Raw genomic sequence first — 1,543 nt, forward strand, 5'->3', positions numbered from 1 at the left:
ACCCGTCTCCGCACCCTGACCGCCGCCGGGCGCGCCCGGCGGCGGTCAGGGTGCGGAGACGGGTGGCGGCACCGGCCCGCAGCGGCACTGGTGTGCCACGATGCCGGTGCATCGCAGACTGCTCGACCAGTCACCGGACTACGCCCGGGCCCGGGGCGCGATCGAGAACAGCACCCGGTCGGTGATGTCCGGCCGGGCCGGCACCCGTTTCCCGGACCACGTCCGCATCCCGGTCGTCGTACACGTGGTGTGGCGCGAGGAGCAGCAGAACATCTCCGACGAGCAGGTCCACTCGCAGATCGCCATACTCAACGCCGACTACCGGGCGGCCAACCGGGATCTCGGGAACGTCCCGGACGCCTTCCGGGACCTGGTCGGCGACGCCCGGATCGAATTCCACCTCGCCACCACCGACCCGGCCGGCAGACCGACCACGGGCATCACCCGTACGTCCACCACGGTGGCACAGTTCTCCCCCGACGACGACGGCATCAAGTCGGCGGCCAGCGGGGGCGCGGACCCGTGGCCGGCGTCGCGGTACCTGAACCTCTGGGTGGGTCAGCTCCGTGACGGACTGCTCGGCTACGCCCAGTTTCCCGGCGGACCGCCGCAGACCGACGGTGTGGTGGTGACCTACACCGCGTTCGGCACCCTCGGCACCGCCACCGCGCCGTTCCACCTGGGCCGGACCGCCACCCACGAGGTCGGCCACTATCTGAACCTGTTCCACATCTGGGGTGACGACGGTACCGGCTGCGGTGGCACCGACGAGGTGGACGACACTCCGAACCAGGCCGGCCCCAACCACGGCAGCCCGACTTTTCCCCGCCTGAGCTGCGACAACGGGCCGCACGGGGACATGTTCGTCAACTATATGGACTACGTCGACGACGCGGCCATGATGATGTTCACCAAGGGTCAGGTGGCCCGGATGCAGGCGTGTCTGCAGACCGCCCGTTCGTCGTTGCTGGCCACCGGCGCCACACCGCAGCCGGCGGCCCCGGTGGTCAGCCGGGGCGCGGACCGGGTCGACGTCGTCCGCCGGGGTGCCGACTCGGGGATCCACCACAAGTGGTGGGCGGACGGCACCTGGATGCCGTCCGGCGCCGGTTACGAGCAGTTGGGCGGCGTCTGCCTCGGCGAGCCGCAGGTCGCCTCGTGGGGGCCGGACCGTCTGGACGTCTTCGTCCGCGACACGAACCGGTCGCTGGTGCACAAGTGGTGGGACGGCGCCGGATGGTCACCGTCGGCCGTGGGTTACGAGAACCTCGGCGGCACCTGCCTCGGTGATCCCCGGGTCGCCTCCTGGGGGCCGGGCCGGCTCGACGTCCTCGTGCGCGGCCTGGACCTGGCTGTCTACCACAAGTGGTGGGACGGCACCGCCTGGTGGCCGGACGCCACCGGGTACGACCGGCTGGGTGGCAGCTGCCTCAGTGAACCGCGGGTGGTCGCGCGGGCGCCGAACCGGCTGGACGTGTTCGTCGTCGGCGTGGACTCCGCCCTCTACCACCGGTGGTGGGACGGCGGGGCGTGGTGGCCGTCC

At 71.7% G+C, this 1,543-nt stretch carries 1 protein-coding gene; it reads left to right on the forward strand.

All coding sequences use genetic code 11. The annotated features are described in order from the left end of the window. Positions 1-106: 106 nt before the first annotated feature. On the forward strand, positions 107-1,543 hold a 1,437-nt coding region (locus tag GSF22_RS33480), incomplete at its 3' end, for a M43 family zinc metalloprotease (protein ID WP_307804517.1).

Source organism: Micromonospora echinofusca, from assembly GCF_017614955.1.
GTDB lineage: Bacteria > Actinomycetota > Actinomycetes > Mycobacteriales > Micromonosporaceae > Micromonospora > Micromonospora echinofusca_A.